The organism is Pseudomonas sp. BN102 (assembly GCF_029871245.1).
Classification (GTDB): Bacteria; Pseudomonadota; Gammaproteobacteria; order Pseudomonadales; family Pseudomonadaceae; genus Metapseudomonas.
In genome coordinates, this window is the sequence record NZ_SSON01000074.1 from 1 (window position 1) to 18,800 (window position 18,800).

The 18,800-nt window shown below is 65.1% G+C and carries 14 protein-coding genes; 8 read left to right on the forward strand and 6 right to left on the reverse strand.

Features of this window, described 5'->3' with window-relative positions:
- Positions 1 to 214: 214 nt before the first annotated feature.
- The 4 genes from E8F12_RS20970 to E8F12_RS20985 all read left to right on the forward strand — a co-directional run bounded on the left by E8F12_RS20970 (position 215) and on the right by E8F12_RS20985 (position 5,013).
- The gene (locus E8F12_RS20970; RefSeq protein WP_280327114.1) at positions 215 to 706 is read left to right on the forward strand and encodes a GNAT family N-acetyltransferase; all 492 of its coding nucleotides are present in this window, start codon (positions 215 to 217) and stop codon (positions 704 to 706) included.
- 242 nt (positions 707 to 948) lie between these two features.
- Positions 949 to 2,292: a cytochrome C gene (locus E8F12_RS20975; RefSeq protein WP_280327115.1), complete on the forward strand. Its 1,344-nt coding sequence runs from the start codon at positions 949 to 951 to the stop codon at positions 2,290 to 2,292.
- Between the two features lie 4 nt (positions 2,293 to 2,296).
- Positions 2,297 to 2,794, forward strand: a complete 498-nt coding sequence (locus tag E8F12_RS20980; RefSeq protein ID WP_280327116.1) for a sorbitol dehydrogenase — start codon at positions 2,297 to 2,299, stop codon at positions 2,792 to 2,794.
- Complete coding sequence (locus tag E8F12_RS20985; protein ID WP_280327117.1) at positions 2,791 to 5,013, forward strand: GMC family oxidoreductase; 2,223 nt, start codon at positions 2,791 to 2,793, stop codon at positions 5,011 to 5,013. Before E8F12_RS20980 ends, E8F12_RS20985 begins: the two co-directional genes overlap by 4 nt.
- Before the next feature lie 345 nt (positions 5,014 to 5,358).
- On the opposite strand, the gene E8F12_RS20990 is transcribed toward E8F12_RS20985, so the two are convergent.
- The 6 genes from E8F12_RS20990 to E8F12_RS21015 form a co-directional block, all read right to left on the reverse strand.
- On the reverse strand, positions 5,359 to 6,924 hold the full coding sequence (locus E8F12_RS20990) for a BCCT family transporter (protein ID WP_280327118.1): 1,566 nt from the start codon (positions 6,922 to 6,924) through the stop codon (positions 5,359 to 5,361).
- Positions 6,925 to 7,429: 505 nt separating this feature from the next.
- The gene (locus tag E8F12_RS20995) at positions 7,430 to 7,909 is read right to left on the reverse strand and encodes a CHRD domain-containing protein (RefSeq protein WP_280327119.1); all 480 of its coding nucleotides are present in this window, start codon (positions 7,907 to 7,909) and stop codon (positions 7,430 to 7,432) included.
- Positions 7,910 to 8,482: 573 nt separating this feature from the next.
- Positions 8,483 to 9,778, reverse strand: a complete 1,296-nt coding sequence (locus E8F12_RS21000; protein WP_280327120.1) for a tryptophan 7-halogenase — start codon at positions 9,776 to 9,778, stop codon at positions 8,483 to 8,485.
- A complete protein-coding gene (locus E8F12_RS21005) occupies positions 9,771 to 10,445 on the reverse strand; it encodes a S8 family serine peptidase (protein ID WP_280327122.1) in 675 nt (224 codons plus the stop codon). The genes E8F12_RS21000 and E8F12_RS21005 overlap by 8 nt, the downstream gene beginning before the upstream one ends.
- Positions 10,435 to 12,168 carry an ABC transporter ATP-binding protein gene (locus E8F12_RS21010; protein WP_280327123.1) on the reverse strand — a complete coding sequence of 578 codons (1,734 nt, stop codon included), beginning with the start codon at positions 12,166 to 12,168 and terminating at the stop codon, positions 10,435 to 10,437. Before E8F12_RS21010 ends, E8F12_RS21005 begins: the two co-directional genes overlap by 11 nt.
- Positions 12,169 to 12,424: 256 nt before the next feature.
- Complete coding sequence (locus tag E8F12_RS21015) at positions 12,425 to 14,332, reverse strand: sigma-54-dependent Fis family transcriptional regulator (protein ID WP_280327124.1); 1,908 nt, start codon at positions 14,330 to 14,332, stop codon at positions 12,425 to 12,427.
- Positions 14,333 to 14,552: 220 nt separating this feature from the next.
- Here E8F12_RS21015 and E8F12_RS21020 point away from each other — a divergent pair, with 220 nt between their 5' ends.
- From E8F12_RS21020 to E8F12_RS21035, 4 genes are all read left to right on the forward strand, one after another.
- A complete protein-coding gene (locus E8F12_RS21020) occupies positions 14,553 to 14,951 on the forward strand; it encodes a MerR family DNA-binding transcriptional regulator (protein ID WP_028630063.1) in 399 nt (132 codons plus the stop codon).
- 40 nt (positions 14,952 to 14,991) lie between these two features.
- Complete coding sequence (locus E8F12_RS21025; RefSeq protein ID WP_280327125.1) at positions 14,992 to 16,155, forward strand: isovaleryl-CoA dehydrogenase; 1,164 nt, start codon at positions 14,992 to 14,994, stop codon at positions 16,153 to 16,155.
- A gap of 133 nt (positions 16,156 to 16,288) precedes the next feature.
- Positions 16,289 to 17,896 carry a carboxyl transferase domain-containing protein gene (locus E8F12_RS21030; protein ID WP_280327126.1) on the forward strand — a complete coding sequence of 536 codons (1,608 nt, stop codon included), beginning with the start codon at positions 16,289 to 16,291 and terminating at the stop codon, positions 17,894 to 17,896.
- A 107-nt stretch (positions 17,897 to 18,003) separates the two neighbouring features.
- Positions 18,004 to 18,798, forward strand: coding sequence for a gamma-carboxygeranoyl-CoA hydratase (locus E8F12_RS21035; RefSeq protein ID WP_280327128.1), 795 nt, complete (start codon positions 18,004 to 18,006; stop codon positions 18,796 to 18,798).
- Positions 18,799 to 18,800 lie beyond the last annotated feature (2 nt).

Consider the following 18,800-nt stretch of genomic DNA (forward strand, 5'->3'; position numbering starts at 1 on the left):
GGCCGTCAGCGCAGCTGGCGAATATCGCGTCATACCACCGTCACTGCTCAATTTGCGCTTCCGGCCAGAAACGGGCATTCGCACTGCACCTTCCAGCTGATGCTGGTATCTCGGGTCTGAGAGCGATCGCTGTATGGAGAATTTCCTTTCGATCTGCGCCTTTCACTCACCATGCCCCCGCCCTAGCATCGACCACTCCGTATTGGTCCATGCGATGAAAGAGATGCTCGGTGAAATCGACTTTTCAGGTTTGAAGGCACGTCGGCTGGAGCTGAATGACCTTCAGATGATTTGTGTCCATCGCGAAACCATGTTCCTCGAGGCCGGAGGCGTTCCAGCGGAGTTGCGGGTGATGACCGAGCACTTCCGGCCTTGGTTGCATCGGCGTCTGGTCGATGGCCGCTACTACGGGTTTGCATTGATGGACGATGGACAGCCTGTGGCGGCGATAGGCCTCATGACTATCGACTGGCCTCCTCATCCGGCCCATCCGAACCTGGACCAGCGCGGCTATGTACTGAATGTTTTCGTCGAACCGGCCTATCGGCGCCGGGGCCTGGCTTCAGCCCTGATGAAATTGGCGGAAGCCGAGTTTGCGCAGCGCGGATTGAGCTTTGCCGTGCTGCACGCGACTCAGGCCGGCCAGCCGGTGTATGAAGAATTGGGCTGGGCAGCCACCACGGAAATGGCCAAGGCGATCGGCTGACTTGCAGGGTCGCCTCAGTGCGTGCCGCTTTCAGGTCCTTGCGCTGACTGTTTGAAGCCAAGGTGCCCTCTTCTTCTCCGTTTTTCCGTCGTCCTCATTTCCCCCCTACCACTAGTCGGAATCCCCGGAGCGGATTTTTGGGTCGAACTAGTCTGAATTTTGGCGCCAGGGATTGCGCTGAAGTTACGAGCCCATGATGGGTTGCCTCGTCTCCTGGCGCTTTATTTGCTGAGGAGACGACAATGAAAAAAAGCCCCCGACGCATGGCGAACTGGAGCTGTACCATCGCCAGTGTTCTCGCCCTGCCTGCAATAGCCGACACTCCCCCGCTGTCCCCGCAAATCCCTTTCGATGTCACGGTGGTCCCACCGGTCAGCCTGCAGAGTTTGCAGCACGATTTCGATGTGCTGTCCTGGCAGACCTTCGTCGCCGTCAACTGGCCGGCCCTGGCCAACGGCAGCCCCGACACCGATGCGCAAATCGGCAAGCCGGACGCGCCGACGGTGTGGGAGTCCTGGAAGGAGAGTTATCAGATCTTCCTGCCCAACGGCCAGGCACCGGCTGGCTGGAACCAGCCTTCACCACCACCGGCCGCCTGCCAGGGGCTGAAGAGCGGGCGCGTGCTGCGACAGGTGGGCAAGGTGCCGGATGTCCTGGACGAATTCATCCAGCCGTTCAAGACAGGCCCGCTGGTCGACCAGAGCGGCCGGTACGCGCGCAATGAAATCGTGGTGAACGAGTCGATGTTCGACGGCATCGTCGACAACGGCCTGTACAGCGTCGAAGGCCAGCAGAAGTTCTTCGCCAACGCCCAGAACCGGGTGGCCTTCAGCTGTGGCTCGAACCAGACCCAGCAAGTCGGCTCGGTGATGGTCAAGGCATCCTGGAAGCTGCTGGACGGCAACGACCCGCAGGACCAGTTCCATACCGTCGATGCGCTGGTCTATACGCCGGGTAACGACGACCCGGACAAGGGGCCGATCATTCCCGAGTCGTGCACCTCGGCCAAGGTCGGGCTGGTCGGCCTGCACATCGTGCACAAGACCGCCGATGCGCCGCAGTGGGTATGGTCGACCTTCGAGCACGTGCGCAACGTACCGGAGAAGACCACGCCGGTGAATGAGCGCAAGGGGCCGTACCTCTTCTACGACCCCCATGCCACTGGCCGGCCCGTCAATGAGCCGCCGCCGCGGCCGTGGAATCCATCGGTCGAGACCACGCCGTCGCAGATCGTGCGGGAAATTCCCATCGACACCGCGACCCAGCAACTCAACGCGCAATTCCAGGCCGCACTGAAAGGCACGGTATGGGCCAACTATCAGCTGGTCAGCACCCAGTGGCCGACCAACCCGGCGAACGACTGCCAGGTGCCGTCGCCAACCAACCCGCTGGGCACGCCGGCTCCCACCTTCCTCGCAAACACCACGCTGGAAACCTACATCCAGGGCACCACCCCGCAAGCCTCGTCGAGCTGCATGGAGTGCCACAACAACGCCTCAACCAAGGTGACGCAGTCACCCCGCACCAGTTTCGCGGACTTCACCTACCTGCTCGAACGCGCCCAGTCCACCAGCGTCAAGGAGTGATGCCATGAGCGATCAGAACCTGCAGAACTTCGTCAACTTGTCCTCGGCCCTCACAGGTCTGGCGTCGAGCAAGCTCGCCCCGTCCATCGACCCGATCAATCTACCGCCCCTGTTCTTCGATACCGCCCAGCAAGGCCTGGGCGCAGCGGTGCTGAGCAGCCTGTTGGAGCAGTACGCCACCCTCAAGGGCGAAGGCAAGACCCCGGACCAGATCGCCGCCACCGTGTTGGCCGACCCGAATAGCCAGACCGCCCAGGGCGCCCGTTCGATCATGAAGCTCTGGCTACTGGGCATCTGGTACCAGCCGTACGACCAGGGTGCCCAGCACAAGGGGGACCAACAGGTGGTCTCCGACCAGGCCTACAAGGAAAGCTGGGCATGGCGCATCGCCCAGGCGCATCCCATGGGCTACAGCGAATTCCACTTCGGTTACTGGGCCGAGCAACCACCGAGCCTGGAAGACTTTACCGGTGTGCCCGCCAATGGAGGCCCCAGCGTATGAACACTGAACAAGCGGATGTGATAGTGGTCGGGGGTGGCATGTCCGGCAGCGTCATGGCCTACCAGTTGGGCCTGGCCGGATTGAAGGTGCTGGTGCTGGAGTCCGGTCCGGCGATTCCACCCAATCGCAGCGAATACCTGGAGCGCTTCTATACCGCGATCCTCAAGGCTCCGGAGGCGCCCTACCCGCCGAGCGAAATGACGCAGGACCCGGCGCAGCAGAATGCACCGCGCGCCACCATCGCGGACTTGATCAACGGTTGGCAGGACCCGCAGAAGAGCTACCTGGTGCAGAAGGGGCCGCTGTCCTTCAGCAGCACCTACGAGCGTCTCGGCGGCGGCACCATGTGGCACTGGATGGGCACCTCCCTGCGCCTGCTGCCTAACGATTTCCGCATGAAGACGGCTTACGGTGTGGGCGTCGACTGGCCGCTCAGCTATGACGACCTGCAAACCGCCTATTGCCGTGCCGAAGCGGAAATCGGCGTATCCGCCGATGTCGCCGCGCAGAGCTACCTGGGTTTGACCTACCCGCCTAACTACCAGTACCCGATGCATGGTATTCCGCCCTCGCTGGTGGACCAGGGGCTGGCCGCCGCGGTGGACGGCAAATCGTTCCAGAACCTGCCGCTGCTGGTCAGCCCGACACCGGCCGGGCGCAACTCGCAGAACGACAACGGCCGGCGGGTCTGCGCCGGCAACACCAGCTGCACACCGATCTGTCCGATCCAGGCCAAGTACGATGCCACGGTGACCATGAACAAGGCGCTGGACACCGGCAACGTGCGCATCCTCTATCAGAGCGTGGCCAGCCGGGTGCAAGTGGGCGGTGATGGCCAGGTCAGCGGCATCGAGTTCATCCAGTACGCCACCGGTGACGGTCCGGCGATCGGCACTGGCGTGGCCCAGGGCAAGCGCTATGTGATCGCCGCCCATGCCATCGAAACGCCCAAGCTGCTGCTCAACTCGGTTTCGCCGCAGTACCCGAAGGGCGTTGCCAACAGCAGCGGCCAAGTCGGGTGCAGCCTGGCCGACCACCCCGTGTACCTGGCCTGGGGACTGATGCCGGAGGGCAAGCCGCTGTTCCCCTATCGCGGGCCGCTGTCCACTTCGGGGATCGAGAGCCTGCGCGACGGCGAGTTTCGCCAGCAACGCGCGGCCTGGCGCATTGAGATCGGCAACGAGGGTTGGAACTGGTCGGAGAACGATCCCTACACCACCGTCTGCGATTACATCGACGGTACCAATAACGGCGGCACCAACCCGCTGCCGTCGCAACAGGGCCAGCCTTCCCAGGCATTGTTCGGTTCAGCGCTGGTGCAGAAGCTCAATAGCATCCTCACCCGCCAGTTCCGCATGGGCTTCCTGGTGGAGCAGGTGGAGGAGAACCCTGAGCAGGCGTTGTGCCGGGTGGTGCCGTCGCAGCAGTACAAGGACCATCTCGGCATCCCGCGGCCGGAAATCCATTACGACTTTTCCGACTACACCAAGGAGGGCTTCAAGCAGGCGCGCAACGCTGCGACGCAGATCATCACCGAGCTGCTCGGCGCGGAGGAACTGACCAATCTCAACCCATCCGTGGAGAACTCGCCGCCCGGTGTCTTCAGCTACCAGGGCAATACCTATGCCTATGAAGGCGCCGGCCACCTGATGGGCACCTACCGCATGGGTGACGATCCGAAGACCTCGGTGGTCGACAAGGACCAGCGCAGTTGGGATCACAGCAACCTGTTCCTGGTAGGCGATGGCGTGTTCCCCAGCACCGGCACCGCCAACCCGACTCTGACTATCACCGCCCTGGCCTTCCAGGCCGCGGACACGGTGGCCAGCGATTTGTTGGCGCATACCGTGCAGGTGCAGGCCAATCAGGCCTGGCAAGGCACCGGGGTGCAGGTCAATGGGCAGAACTGGCAGCTGGCGGTGTGCCGCAGCGGGCTGTGGACCGCCAACCCGGCCACCGGCATGGTCGGCGGCGGCGGTCATGCGGGGCTGATCGCCAAGCCCGGTTACACCCTGCCTGGGGCCAATGAAGGTGCCCTGATCGGCCGTATTGGCAGCAACGGCGCACCTTTCCTGATCGGTGCCCAGGGGCAGTTGCCACGCGGCCAGAAAGGCGAGCTGCAGCTGTGCATCAACGATGATCTGGATGGCCGCTACGGCCTCGGCCTGCGCGACAACCAGGGCAGCCTGAACGTGGAGGTGCGCTTCGGCTCGTTATAGAACCTGCCTTCGCTCTTGTGGGAGCGGACCTGTACGCGCTTGTCGCGGTCAGGGGCCGCTCCCACCCGAGTCCAAGGGAACAGATTCATCTTCCGAGCTCGCAGGAGCTCGGAGTTCTCATCCAGAGCGATCTGGACTCGCCCTCCCCCCCTGCATAGGCACGTCCACCCGCGGCTCCACCAACCCCAATCGCCACTGCAGATCAAGGATGGCCTGATGGAAGCGCCGAAGCTTCCCGGCCCCGGCGTGAAACTCGACATGGCCGAGGTCGAGAAGGCTCACCTCTTCTCGACCTCGGCTCGTGCGGTGCCGCCGCCGCGATGCAATACCTCCCGGGCTGGACCGCTAATCCAAAGCGGCACGCCCTGGATCGCGGAGGGCGGCAAGCGAGTCATGCGCCACGCCGACCTGCCGCTCATTGAGCAGCGCCTTCCACAGCGACACGCACAACCCCACCATCACCGCCAGGAACGGCGCGGCGAAGATGATGGCTGCGGTCTGCAGCGCAGCCAGGCCGCCCATCACCAGCAGCACCGAGGCCGCCGCGCTGGTCAGCGTGCCCCATAGCACCACCAGCCAGCTCGGCGGCACCAGGCTACCGCGGGCACACAACATGCCCATGACGATGGAGCCCGCGTCGGCTCCCGAGATGAAGAACACGCCGACCAGCACAACAGCCGCAAACGAGGTCAGCGCCGCGGCGGGATACTGAGACAACAGCGTGAAGAGGGCCACTGCCGGTCCCTGGTCATTCACTGCCGCGGCTATGCCGCCAGCGCCTGCCAGCTCCGAGTACAGGGCCGCGCCGCCCATGATCGCGAACCACACCATCGTCACCCCACTGGGAATGAAGATGACGCCGACGACGAACTCACGAATGGTGCGGCCGCGCGAGATTCGCGCGATGAAGGTACCCACGAAGGGCGCCCAGGAAATCCACCAGGCCCAGTAGAAGATGGTCCAGCCAGCGAGCCACTTGCCATCGCTGAAGGCCGCCGTGCGAAACGACATCGGTACCAGCTCGCGGAGGTATTCGCCTATCGATGCGACCAGCGTGTTCATGATGAATACGCTGGGACCTACCGCCGCCAGGAACAGCAGCAACAGCACCGCGACCACCATGTTGAGGTTGCTCAGGAACTGCACCCCCTTGCCCACGCCGGACACCGCGGAGAGGATGAAGAGCACCGTCATCACCGCGATGATCGTCAGCGCGATGCCATTCGATTCGCCGGTGTGCCAGAGGTAGTTCAGGCCGCTGTTGATCTGCTGCGCGCCCAGGCCGAGCGAGGTGGCGGTGCCGAAAAGGGTGGCCAGAACCGCCAGCACGTCGATCGACTTGCCCAACGGTCCGCGCACACCCGCCTCACCGATCAGGGGCGTAAAGGCGCTGGAGATCAGGTTTGGCAGTCCCTTGCGGAACGAGAAATAAGCCATCACCAGACCGACGATGGCGTAGATCGCCCAGGGGTGGAACGCCCAATGGAAGTAGGCGTAGCCCATTGCCACCTTGGCTGCTTCCCGGGAGTTCGGCTGCGCCAGGTCGTTGGGCAGCGTCGAAAAATGTGTGATCGGCTCGGCCACACCCCAGAACATGAGGCCGATTCCCATGCCGACGCTGAACATCATCGCGATCCACGACGAGGTGCTGAACTCGGGTTGTTCGTCGTCCCTGCCCAGTCTGATTCGGCCGAAGCGACTGAAAGCCAGGAACAGCGCGAAGCCCAGGAAGAACGCCGTGGAGATGACGAAGCTCCAGCCGAACCAGTCGATGATGGTGTTCAGCAGCGCCTGCGACGCCGTCGCCATGGCCGTGGGCGCGAGTGCCCCCCAGGTGACCAACGAGGCCGAAATCGCGGCAGCCCCCCAGAAAACGACCTTGTCGACGGGTGATCCCGGTGTCTTATGCATAGGCCTCCTCAAGCTTTGAATGCCTTTCTTCTTGTAAGGTGTTGAACCTGCCGTGGCGGGCGATATTCATTGCCCCTCAATGGTCGCGCGACAGGTGGACTGCGACTTGCGCATGGACGATGCCCGCAGATCCAATTGCGACAGGGCTTCTGCCTGACCGTTCGTTTCCTGGCTCGGGAAGTAGCCAACGACCGCACACGCTCAACCATGGCCAGTGGCGCATCAAGCACCTGATCGAGTGCCTGGATGCGACGCTGCGCACGAGCGATTTCGATGATTTCTATCAGCTTGTCGAAATTCCCGGCAGGCCGCAGCTCTTCGTGACCTGGGTGGATGGCGCCGGGTGTGGGAGCGCTGGTGGGACAGAGGCAAGCGAAATGAAGCGCTTGAAATTGGGGGACAGACCCCGCTCTGTTTGTCCTGATGCCTGGGCAATGCGGGTATTTGTTGAAATTGGGGTCTGTCCCTTTACTAGCCGGCCAGACATCCTGCAACGACGCGCAGATTAGTCGTTAGCCGGTTGCACCTGACCACGGATGACCCCGCCTGGATGTTCGACGGAGTGCACGTTGACATAGACATTGCCGGCGCGGATCGAGGCTATCAGATCCGCGAGGGTCACCCCGCACGTCGGATCGGAAATGCTCGTGTCCGTCAGAGTGGCGTTAGAAATCCACTTGCCATCGACGTCGTAACCAGCAGCGTTGTCGCCAGCGATGAAGGCGACTATCGGTCCGTTGACACCGACAGGAGCGCAATGCAGGTGGGCCTGCCTGATGCGAACGCCGTCGATTACCGACAGCCTGATCTCGGCTGTAGCCAGTTCCATGTTGAATTCAAGCCTGAAGCTGCCCGCCGTGTCGGTCACGACTGGCGGGACCTCCTGGTCACCAGACAGCTTGGCTTTGAACGTTTCGTCGGCCCAAGCGGGCGGAGTGATAGCCAATAGTGCGGTCATTAGGACAGTCTGGAATTTGGGGATCATCACCATGACCTCCCATTGAGTGCGTGCGCGAAATAGGAATATGGCCTGAGAAAGGCTTACAAGACGATTCGGGTACAGAGGCCATAGGTTTGACTGGAACCGTGCGATTAGACGGCACGGATTTTTCCTCGTTGGTCCTCCTTCCTCCGGGTACACGGGGATGAGCCGGTGGGCGGCTCAAGAGGATGCGGCAATTGCTTCGATATCACCTCCTTCCCTTACGGGAGAATTTTGGATGCCTGACACCTGAATTGAATGTGTTGATAAGCGTTCAGGCGATTTCTCTGGAGCAAGTAGATCAACACACTATTACGATAGCTCCCGCTGGACCCCCTATCAGAACGTGGAGAAATCAAGAACTGATTCGCCCCTGACTTTTTGGTCAAAGCCACGCGATTGGCAAGTCCGCACCAGTCGGTATGTCCCCTTTTCGTCACGCTGTACTTGCAGGGCGAGTGCCGTGGTTGGCCAGCAGCCTGGTTGTCCCATTTCCGAACGTGGACCAACGTGGTGAGGTCGAGCCCACTTCGTTGGGCTGGTTTCACTCAGCCACAACCTATCAATGGTCCCGGATCATGGGCGGTAGCCCTGCGCCAGGAGCCAGCCCTGCAGCATGCGGCGGGGCTGCTCGGGCAGGTTGGCCAGGGCCAGGTTGAGTTTTCCGCGCTGGAGGGCGGTGACGATGGGCGCCAGTTCGATGCCCTGCAGGTGCCAGATGCCCAGGGGTTGGTCGGCAGTGACCACCACGTCGGCCTCTTCGATAAGGTCGTCGTGAATGACCGGTGCCCGCTCTACCCTCACCTTGCTGAAGTCCGCCGGGGCATGCATGGGCTCGGCGTCCGGCCAGGTGCGTCGATCGCGCCAGAACGGTGCCTCGGGCCAGCGTTGTTCCAGGGCGTAGAAGTCGCGACCGGTGCGGGCGAAGCGCAGGAAGAGGTGCTCTACCCGCCGCTGGTGGAAGCGCCGGGCCAGTTCGGCACGTTCAGGGCGTTGCAGCATCGTGTTGATCACCGCCGGTGCCTGTAATGCCGAAGACAGGGACTGGAAGATGCCGTTACCGGAGAGCGGGTCCACGGCCATGGCGGCATCCCCTACCCGGAGCCAGTTGGGGCCGCTGGCTTCATGGAACAGGATGGCCGTGCTGCTGCGGGCATGCAGGCTGGCGGGTTGCAGCGCCTCAGGGCCAAACAGCTCGCGCACCAGGGCGGATTCGCTGCGGCGGCGGGCGCAGAACTCGGGAAGTTGGCCACGCGGCGGCAGGTCGCTGGCGGCGGCATCCAGGGTGATCTGCCAATAGCAGCGGCCATCTTCCAGGCGCGCCATCCAGGCCCAGCCGTCGGGTAGGCTTTCCACTGCCGACCCGGGGCGGCCCGGTTCCTCCCGCCACTGGTTGAGCAGGCTGAGGGTTTCCGGCCCGCGCAGGCGGCCGCCTGCCAGGGGTGCCTGGCGGCCACGGGCTTCGACGAGGAAGTCCGCACGCAGCGGCTCGCCCGATTCAATATTGATGAGATGGCCGTCTTCGGCGCTTTCCACTTTCAGCACACGGGCTTCCAGCACCTCGATGCCGGCGGCACGCAGGTCTTCGCGGATGGCGGCATCGAATGGCGGGCGGTCCAGCAGGCATTCCTGGTTGATGGACTGGCCGTCGCCATTCCACTGCACCCGCCGTGGCGATGGTGCGGCGGCGCAGGCCAGGGCCCGGCTCAATCCAGCCTGGCGCAAGCCGTCGAGCACCCGCTGGGACACGCCCTCCACCGCCGCGAAGCGCCGCCACTCGCTGATAATCCGCACGGCATGGCCCAAGCGGCGCAGGCCCAGGGCCACTGCCGAGCCCGCGGGGCCGGCGCCGAGAATGACGATATCAGTCATGGCCACGGCGCTCCGGGCCGGTGAAGGCGGCGCTCTCGCGCAGCCAGAGAAGGACGTCCTCGCGGCTGGCGCCGGGATGACGTTGGAGATAGCCGGCGATGATCCCGCTCAGGGCCGCGCAGCCAACACTGGAACCGGCCACCCCATTGGCGGCAGCCACATGGGCACCGAAGTCGGCCTGGGCGCTGTTCAGCCAGGACCACTGGCCCGGCGCGCAGCGGGCGTCGCCGGTGATGCGGATCACCCCTGGATAGCTGGCCGGGTACACCGGCTCGCCCTGGGCCGGGCTGGAGGCGCAGAGCAGGATACCGGCGGTCCGCGCCAGGGCGCAGGCTTCACGCAGCACCGGGCGGTCGTTGCGCAGGCCGAGGCTGAGGTTGACCAGGGCCACGTCCTGCTCCACCAGCCAGTGCAGGGCGGCGGCAATCTGCAACGGGCTGGTCTGCCAGCGCTCGGCGAATACCTGGGCGACGCAGACACGCAGCGGCCCGGACTCACGGGTCAGGGTATCGAGCACCACGCTGCCATGGCCAAGGCCGTCGGGCTGGGTATCGCCTTCCTGCAGTTCGCCGCCGTCCAGCCAGAAGCGCCGGGACGCGCTGACCAGGGCGTCCTGCGTCGGGGCGAAGCCGCTGTCGATGATGCCGATGGCGAGCTCAGTGGCCATGGCTCACGTGCTCGGATTCGAGACTGTGCAACAAGCCGTTTTCCAGGCGGAAACCGATATCGGCCTGGGCCAGGGTGGACGGCCGGTGGCTGATGAGGATGCGGGTGCGCCCGGCGAAGAGCTGGTCGATGGCGGCGATCACCTCGCGCTCGGTGGCCTCGTCCACCGCCGAGGTGGCTTCGTCCAACACCAGAATCAGCGGGTCCTGCAACAGCGCGCGGGCGATGGCGATGCGTTGCCTCTGGCCACCGGAGAGCTGCTGGCCGCGCTCACCCAGCTGGCTGTCCAGGCCGTGCGGCAGGGATTCGGTCAGGCCGTCCAGGCGCGCCAGGCGCGCGACCTCTTCAATGGCCTCACGGCTGGCCTCAGGGGCGCTGTAGGCGAGGTTGTCCGCCAGGGTGCCGCGGAACAGGACGATGTCCTGGCTGACCACGGCGATGCGCCGGCGCAGGGCGAACAGGTCCAGCTCACGCAGGTCGGCGCCGTCCAGCAGGACACGGCCCTGGTCCGGGTCGTAGAAGCGTTGCAGCAGGTCGATCAGGGTGGACTTGCCGACGCCCGAAGCGCCGCTGATGGCCACCTTGAGCCCACCGGGAATGCAGGCGTCCACGCCGCGCAACACGGCTCCGGCCCGTTGTTCGTGGGAGAAGTGCACGCCTTCGAAGCGCAGCTCTCCCCTGCCCTCCGGCATCGGCCGTGGCGCCATCGGCTGGCGCACCGGCACCGGCTCCTGTTGCAGCTCCATGACCCGGCCAAGGCTGACGGTCATCCGCTGCATGGCGACATAGAGGCCCAGCAGGCTCTGTACCGGGCCTACAGCCATGCCCAGGTAGGTGGAGAAGGCGATCAACGCGCCCAGTTGCCAGGTGCCCTGGATCACCCAGTAACCGCCGATAAGGAAGGCGCAGGCGCGGGACAAGGACGTCAGGGTGCCCGGCACGGCGTGGGTCAAGAACTCGGTGACCTGCACTTTGAGCAGCTGGCTCATGTAGCCCTGCCCCAGGTGTTCCAGGCGGCGGGATTCGCGCTGCTGCTGGCCGGCGGCCTGGATGAATTTCATCGCCGGCAGGGTTTCAACGAGGAAAGACGAGACGTCCGCCGAGCGCTCGCGCAGGCTGCGCACTTCGCGCTCCACCTTGCGCCGCATCCAGCGTAGCCAGAGCACTTCGATGGGGATCAGCAGCGCCAGCAGCAGGGAGAGCTGCCAGGACAGCAGCAGCATGAGGGTCACCGCGCCGATAAGGCCAATGACGCTGGAGACGGCGGAGAACAGGGAATCCACCGCGAAACGCTGGATCTCCGCGACGTCGCCATCCAGCCGCGACAGCAGGTCACCGATGCGCTTGCGCCCGTAGAAGGCCGGCGACAGCTGTTGGAGGTGGCGGTAGAGGTCATCGCGCAGGGCGAAGAGGATGCGTCCGGACAGCCGGGTGTGCAGGTAGCGGTTGATGCCGGACAGGACGGTGCCGAGGATGCCGACGGCGATCATCGCCACCGCCACCTGCACCAGCATGCCGAAGTCCTTGGCCAGCAGGCCGTCGTCGATCAGGGTCTTGGTCAGCCAGGGTTGGGCCAGCACCAGCAAGGAGGCGCCCAAGGACAGGCCGAGCAGCAGCAGGATGGCGCGCACGTGCGGGCGCACGAAGCCGTAGAGCCAGGCCAGGGCCCGGCGCAGGAGTTCGGGGTCGCTGGTTTCCACCAGTTTGAGGAAGAGGCGGGTCATCGGACTCAAGAATATCGGGTAGCTGTTGTAGGGTGGACAACGCTCTTTTTGTCCACCAGGCGGTGTCGAGCCCGAGCGCAGGACTCCGGGCATTTCCCCCTCACCCCAGCCCTCTCCCTCAGGGAGAGGGGGCTGTGCGCGCGGAGAAAGCATTGCCCTTCATGTCCGGCGGCGGTAACACGGCCGACAGTGAAGGTGGATGGAAAAGCGCCATCCACCCTACGGACGGTTGTGGGATGGAATTCGCTGCAGCGTTTCATCCCCTGAGTTGCTTCAACTTGCGATACAGCGTCGCGCGGCTGATGCCGAGGGAGTCGGCGGCAGCCGAAACGTTGCCCTGGTGCCGTTCCAGCGAGCTGCGGATCAGCTCCAGCTCGTTCTCGCGGATGCTGCCGGGCTGGCGGCAGCTGGCGGTGAGTTCGTCCAGCAGACTGTCGGTGAGGTGATCCAGGCCCAGCACCTTCTCGCCCTCTTCGCGCATGGCCAGGGCCGAGCGCAGGACCATCTCCAGCTGGCGGATATTGCCCGGCCAGTCGTAGCCGGACAGTAGTTCGACCAGGTCCTTGTCGAGGCTGATGTGGCCGGCGCCGAAACGTTCCAGCACGCTGTCGATCATGCCGGCCAGGTCTTCGCGCTCGCGCAAGGCCGGCAAGCGCAGGCTGACGCCATTGACGCGGTAGTAGAGGTCTTCGCGGAACTGCTTGTCCTGCACCAGGCGCTTGAGGTCGCGGTGGGTGGCGCAGATCACCGCCACGTTGATTTCCTGTTCTTCGCCCGCCCCCAGCGGCGCCACTTTGCGTTCCTGCAGCACGCGCAGCAGGCGCGCCTGGAGGCTCAGGGGCATATCGCCGATCTCATCGAGGAACAGGGTGCCGCTATGGGCCTGCATCAGCCGGCCGACCATGCCGCCACGGCGCGAGCCGGTGAAGGCGCCTTCGCGGTAGCCGAAGAGTTCGGACTCGATCAACCCTTCCGGGATGGCCGCGCAGTTCACCGCCACGAAGGGCTTGTCGGCGCGCGGACTGGACTGGTGCAGGGCGCGGGCCACCACTTCCTTGCCGGTGCCGGTCTCGCCCAGGAGCAGCACCGGGAGATCGTTGGCCAGGCCCTGACGGGCCATGCGCAAGGCGCGGGCGAAGCGACTGTCGCGGCCGGCCAGTTCTTCCAGCAACTGGGGCTTGGTGGCGTTGGGGGCCTTGGCGGCAGGCGCTGTGCCACCGAGGCTGGTGTGACGTGGCACCTGCAGGGCGCGGAAATAGAACTCGCCCTTGGCGGTCTGCACGCTGCTCACCCCGCCCTGCAGCAGGCGGGCGATGAACTGCGGCGAGCGCTCACCGAGGAGATCGCTGCTGCGCCGGCCCACCAGGGTCTCGCGACGCAGCTGCAGCAGGCCGCAGGCCTGTTCGTTGGCGGCCAGCACCTCGCCGTCCAGGCTCAGGGCCAGGAGGCCGTGCCAGGCGCTGCCGAGGTATTGCGGGCGGCTGTGGAAGGCCAGCACCAGGTGGTCCGGGTAGCAGAGGCCGAACATGCGACTCTCGATATTGCCGGCGGCCAGCATCAGGGTGGCGAGGTTGTCCTGGGGCTGGGCCATGACGCCCTCGCGGGTCAGGTCGAGCACGCCGATCACCCGGCCCTGGGGATCGCGCAGGGGCACCGAGGTGCAGGAGAAGGGGCTCAGGCGGTCCAGGTAGTGCTCGCCGCAGTTGATCAGGGTCGGCCGCCCTTCCACCACCGCGGTGCCGATGGCGTTGGTGCCACGCAGGGATTCGCTCCAGCAGCTGCCGGGCTTGAGGTCGCGCAGGCCGAAGCTCTTGAGGAATTCGGTCTGGCCTTCGATGGCCAGCACGTTGGCCTGGGCATCGCCGAGGATGATCAGCCCGCCCTTGCCCTGCTGACTGACCAGGTATTCCAGTTCCGGGGTGGCGGCGTCGATCAGCAGGCGGTTGCTGGCCAGCAACAATTGCAGGTCGAGATCCTGCTGCAGGCCGACCTGCTCGCCCTCCAGGCAGTTGAGGCCGTGGCCCAGGCTGCGCCGCCAGGAGGCATCGATCTCCTCGCGCAGCACGCCCTGGGGCAGCTCACCTTCGCTGGCCAGTTTCAGCCGAGCCTGTCGCGACTCGTGTAATGGATCGGCAGCGGTTTTTATTCGAATGTCTTGCGCCATCTCTCGCTCCAGCGTGCGCCCCGGCATGGGCCGGCGGTCAAGCCGCACGCCTTGAATGTCTACACCCCTGGCCTGCGTCAGTAAAGAGCGGGCCCAGCGGACCGCAGACAGCAAGTATCGGGCCATTCCGGCCGTCGTATCCGCTGCGGTGCGCAGTTGACAGTCAGGTTGGCACAGGTTTACGTTAACGTAAAGGTAAACACAGCCACGAGCCCCGACCATGCCCACCACCTACAGCATTTCCGACCTGGCCCGCGAACTGGACGTCACCACCCGCGCCATCCGCTTCTATGAAGAGCAAGGCATGCTCAGCCCCGAGCGCCGTGGCCAGGAACGCATCTACAGCCCGAAGGACCTGGTGGCGCTGAAGCTGATCCTGCGCGGCAAGCGCATCGGTTTCTCCCTGGCCGAGTGCAAGGAGCTGATCGACCTCTACGACCCAAGCAGCGGCAACCGCAAGCAGCTGCAAACCTTCATGGACAAGATCGCCGCGCGCCGCGCGCAGCTGGAACAGCAGCTGCTGGATATCCAGCAGATGCAGCTGGAACTGGATACGGCCGAAGAACGCTGCCTGGCGGCGATGGCCGAAACCGAACGCAAACAGGGCGTCAACGCCTGATCCCCCTACTCCACCGACAATGACAAGCACAGGTGTAACGATGAGCTATCCCACCCTCAATTTCGGTCTCGGCGAGACCATCGACATGCTGCGCGACTCCGTCTATCAGTTCGCTCAAGCCGAGCTGGCCCCGCGTGCCGCGCAGATCGACCGCGATAACGAGTTCCCCATGGACATGTGGCGCAAGTTCGGCGACATGGGCCTGCTAGGCATGACCGTGGAAGAGGAGTACGGCGGCACTAACATGGGCTACCTGGCTCACGTTGTGGCCATGGAAGAGATCAGCCGCGCGTCCGCCTCGGTCGGCCTGTCCTACGGTGCCCACTCCAACCTGTGCCTCAACCAGATCCGCAAGAACGGCACTCACGAGCAAAAGCTCAAGTATCTGCCCAAGCTGTGCTCCGGCGAGCACGTCGGCGCGCTGGCCATGAGCGAGCCCAACGCCGGCTCGGACGTAGTGTCGATGAAGCTTCGCGCCGATAAGAAAGGCGACCGCTACGTGCTCAACGGCAACAAGATGTGGATCACCAACGGCCCGGACGCCAACACCTACGTGATCTACGCCAAGACCGACGTCAACGCTGGCTCGCGCGGTATGACGGCCTTCATCGTAGAACGCGACTTCAAGGGTTTCTCCCGCCACCAGAAGCTGGACAAGCTGGGGATGCGCGGCTCCAACACCTGCGAGCTGGTGTTCCAAGACGTTGAGGTGCCGGAGGAAAACATCCTCGGTGCGGAAGGCCGTGGCGCGGCCGTGCTGATGAGCGGCCTGGACTACGAGCGTACCGTGCTCTCGGGCGGTCCGACCGGGATCATGAGCGCCTGCATGGACGTGGTGCTGCCCTACGTGCACGAGCGCCAGCAGTTCAAGCAGTCCATCGGTGAGTTCCAGTTGGTGCAGGGCAAGCTGGCCGACATGTACGCCGGCATGAACGCCTCCAAGTCCTACCTGTACAACGTGGCCAAGGCCTGCGACCGCGGCGAGGAATCGCGCAAGGACGCAGCCGCGGTGATCCTCTACACCGCCGAGATGGCCACCAAAATGGCCCTGGACACCATCCAACTGCTCGGCGGCAATGGCTATACCAACGAGTACCCGGCCGGCCGCCTGCTGCGCGACGCCAAGCTCTACGAGATCGGCGCCGGCACCAGCGAGATCCGCCGCATGCTGATCGGCCGCGAGCTGTTCAACGAGACCCGCTGACGCACAGTCAGTCCCCTCTCCCACATTTGGGAGAGGGTTAGGGAGAGGGGCTTCCGCATGAAGCCCCCTCTCCCCCGGCCCCTCTCCCGCAGGCGGGAAAGGGGAGTAGAACGCATGACTCGGAGCGCGCCAGATGGCCATCCTGCATACCCAGATCAACCCCCGTTCCCCGGAGTTCGCCCGCAACAGCGCGGCCATGCTCGAACAGGTCGGCGCCTTGCACAGCCTGCTCGGGCGCATCCATGAAGGCGGCGGCGCCAAGGCCCAGGAACGTCACACCTCGCGCGGCAAGCTGCTGCCCCGCGAGCGCATCAACCGCCTGCTGGACCCGGGCTCGCCCTTCCTCGAAGTCGGCCAGTTGGCCGCCCATGAGGTCTACGGCGAAGACGTGCCCGCCGCCGGCGTAGTGGCCGGCATCGGCCGCGTGGAAGGCGTGGAATGCATGATCGTGGCCAACGACGCCACGGTGAAAGGCGGCTCCTACTACCCGCTGACGGTGAAGAAGCACCTGCGCGCCCAGGCCATCGCCCGGGAGAACCGCCTGCCCTGCATCTACCTGGTGGACTCCGGCGGCGCCAACCTGCCGCGCCAGGACGAGGTATTCCCGGACCGCGAGCACTTCGGCCGGATCTTCTTCAACCAGGCCAACATGAGCGCCATGGGTATCCCGCAGATAGCCGTCGTCATGGGCTCCTGCACCGCTGGCGGCGCCTATGTGCCCGCCATGTCCGACGAAACCATCATGGTGCGCAACCAGGCCACCATCTTCCTCGCCGGCCCGCCGCTGGTGAAGGCCGCCACCGGTGAAGTGGTGAGCGCCGAGGACCTGGGCGGTGCCGATGTGCACTGCAAGACCTCGGGCGTGGCCGACCACTACGCCGAGAGCGACGAACACGCCCTGGCCCTGGCCCGCCGCAGCATCGCCAACCTCAACTGGCGCAAGCAGGGCGAGCTGAACCGCCGCGAGCCGCTGCTGCCGCGCCACCCGGCCGAAGAGCTGTACGGGGTGATCCCGGCCGACGCCAAGCAGCCCTTCGACGTGCGCGAAGTCATCGGCCGCCTGGTGGACGACTCCGAGTTCGATGAATTCAAGGCCCTGTTCGGCACCACCCTGGTGTGCGGCTTCGCCCACCTGCACGGCTACCCCATCGCCATCCTGGCCAACAACGGCATCCTCTTCGCCGAAGCCGCGCAGAAAGGCGCGCACTTCATCGAACTGGCCTGCCAGCGCGGCATTCCGCTGCTGTTCCTGCAGAACATCACCGGCTTCATGGTCGGCCAGAAGTACGAGGCCGGCGGCATCGCCAAGCACGGCGCCAAGCTGGTGACGGCGGTGGCCTGCGCCAAGGTGCCGAAGTTCACCGTGATCATCGGCGGCAGCTTCGGCGCCGGTAACTACGGCATGTGCGGCCGCGCCTACGACCCGCGCTTCCTGTGGATGTGGCCCAACGCGCGGATCGGCGTGATGGGCGCCGAGCAGGCCGCGGGCGTACTGGCCCAGGTCAAGCGCGAGCAGAGCGAGCGCGCCGGGCACAGCCTGACCGCCGAGGAGGAGGCGAAGATCAAGCAGCCGATCCTCGAGCAGTACGAGCGCCAGGGGCACCCCTACTACTCCAGCGCGCGGCTCTGGGACGACGGCGTCATCGACCCGGCGCAGACCCGCGACGTGCTGGGCCTGGCCCTGTCCGCCAGCCTCAACGCCCCGATCGAGCGGACCACCTTCGGCGTGTTCCGGATGTGATTGACTCCCCTCTCCCGCCTGCGGGAGAGGGGCCGGGGGAGAGGGTAGCCAGCCCTCTCCGCTACCCAGGCATCCCGGTGCGCACGGCGCACCCTACAGGATCGACCATGACCGACTTCAACACCCTGCAACTGGACATCGCCGCCAACGGTGTCGCCACTCTCTGGCTCAATCGCCCGGAGAAGAACAACGCTTTCAACGCCGGGATGATCCGCGAGCTGATCCTCGCCCTGGACGCCGTCAACGCAGCCACCAACGTGCGCTTCCTGGTCCTGCGCGGCCGTGGCCGGCACTTCTCCGCCGGCGCGGATCTCGCCTGGATGCAGGAGTCCGCCCAGCTCGACTACGCCGCCAACCTGGATGACGCTCGCGAGCTGGCCGAGGTGATGTACAACCTCTACCACCTCAAGGTGCCGACCCTGGCCGTGGTGCAGGGCGCGGCCTTCGGCGGCGCCCTGGGCCTGATCAGCTGCTGCGACATGGCCATCGGCGCCGTCGACGCGCAGTTCTCCCTCTCCGAGGTGCGCATCGGCCTAGCCCCGGCGGTGATCAGCCCCTTCGTGGTCCAGGCCATCGGCGAGCGCGCCGCGCGCCGCTATGCCCTGACCGCCGAACGCTTCAGCGGCGAACGCGCCCGCGAACTGGGCCTGCTCGCCGAGTGCTACCCGGCAGAGGAACTGGACGAAGCCGTCAGCGGCTGGACCGCCAACCTGCTGCAAAACAGCCCGCAAGCCATGAGCGCCACCAAGGACCTGCTGCGCGAAGTGGCCAGCGGCGCCCTCTCCCCCTCGCTGCGCCGCTACACCGAAAGCGCCATCGCCCGCATCCGTGTGAGCCCCGAAGGCCAGGAGGGCCTGCGCGCCTTCCTGGAAAAACGCAAACCGTCCTGGCAGGAGCAATAACA